Here is a 1432-nt window from a genome sequence, read left to right as displayed (position 1 = left end):
GTGAAGACCGTGGTGGATTCCAGGGTCTTCACGGGGCTTGAAACCACCTTCACGGCGGTCTCCACCCTGGAATCCACCACGGTCGTTGCCGCCACGGAATCCACCGCGGTCTTCGCGGGGCTTGAAACCGCCTTCGCGGCGATCGTCGCCGCCACGGAATCCACCGCGGTCTTCGCGAGGCTTGAAGCCTCCGCGGTCTTCACGGGGCTTGAAGCCACCTTCACGGCGATCGTCGCCGCCACGGAATCCGCCACGRTCTTCGCGGGGCTTGAAACCGCCTTCGCGACGGTCTCCGCCCTGGAAGCCGCCACGGTCGTTGCCGCCACGGAATCCGCCGCGGTCTTCGCGGGGCTTGAAGCCTACGGCATTGCGATCGTCGCCGCCACGGAATCCGCCGCGGTCTTCGCGGGGCTTGAAGCCTCCGGCATTGCGATCGTCGCCACCGCGACGGAAGCCTCCGCTGTTGTTCGACTTAGAATCATTCCGGTCGCGGTTGTCCTTCGACCCGAAGCCCTTGTTTTCGTTTGACACTAGATGTGTTCCTCTCAAAAGGGTCTTCAGTTTTGGACCCCACGCATGAATCAGTGGACCTCCGCATCTCACGGAAGCCCACGCTAAAATCTTTTTGCCCTCACCCGGGCATTGAACGCCTGCATCTATCTTAGTCGAGGGTACCCAGTCGCCTCCGTGATTTACACCAATAGTGCGCAACGCAACTGATCCATACTACGGCAACAGAATGACATCCATCTCGACGAATACTCGCCCGCATGGCCCGCCTGGAGCCAAATTGCCAATCACGGCAATGCGGGAAACCTCTATGGACCAAAAGCGCAGAGTCCATAGAATCGCAGAACAGTCCGACGAATCGACTCATCACACTCAGAAACGGGTTCCGGCCCGACATACAGATTGCTTTGAGAGTTGCTCTGGGCCGTGTCAGTTATCATCACACATCACTGGGTGACACTTTGCTATTCCTTGATGGCATCCGGCTAAACGGCACAATGTGTTGGGGTTCGCGATGGCGCGGCGCCACCCCGGTGCGCCGGCACGCCCAGGCGTGGGATGGGCCGGGTCCGTGGTCGAAACCTTACCGTACAGGCCTTCGGCCCCCCGACCGGCCCCCCGGCCGGCCGGCCGGGTGCCGGTTCTTAAGCGGGTGCGGCCCCCGGCGGGTGCCGGGGGCCGGGAACGGGCGTTAAGCATCGGAACCCCCAAGCCACAGGCTTGGGGGTTCCGGGACAGGGTGTCCGGCGGTGACCTACTCTCCCACACCCTCCCGAGTGCAGTACCATCGGCGCGGTGGGTCTTAGCTTCCGGGTTCGGTATGGGACCGGGCGTTTCCCCCACGCTATGACCGCCGTAACTCTAGCCACGCACTGCCCGGACAGGGTCCGGGGGCGTGAAAAATGGGTTACGACCACAATAG

1 protein-coding gene and 1 rRNA gene are annotated in these 1432 nt (G+C 62.3%); one reads left to right on the top strand and one right to left on the bottom strand.

The window, feature by feature from the left end; genetic code table 11:
• The coding region (locus BLJ79_RS23515) for a hypothetical protein (protein ID WP_217641960.1) at window positions 1–528 on the top strand (528 nt) is incomplete at its 5' end.
• 723 nt (window positions 529–1251) lie between these two features.
• Here BLJ79_RS23515 and rrf read toward each other — a convergent pair.
• Window positions 1252–1368: ribosomal RNA gene (gene rrf, locus BLJ79_RS22160) — 5S ribosomal RNA — on the bottom strand.
• Window positions 1369–1432 lie beyond the last annotated feature (64 nt).

Origin of the sequence: Arthrobacter sp. UCD-GKA, from assembly GCF_001863355.1 — a bacterium.
Classification (GTDB): domain Bacteria; phylum Actinomycetota; class Actinomycetes; order Actinomycetales; family Micrococcaceae; genus Paeniglutamicibacter.
This window is presented reverse-complemented; position numbering and strand designations above follow the sequence as displayed.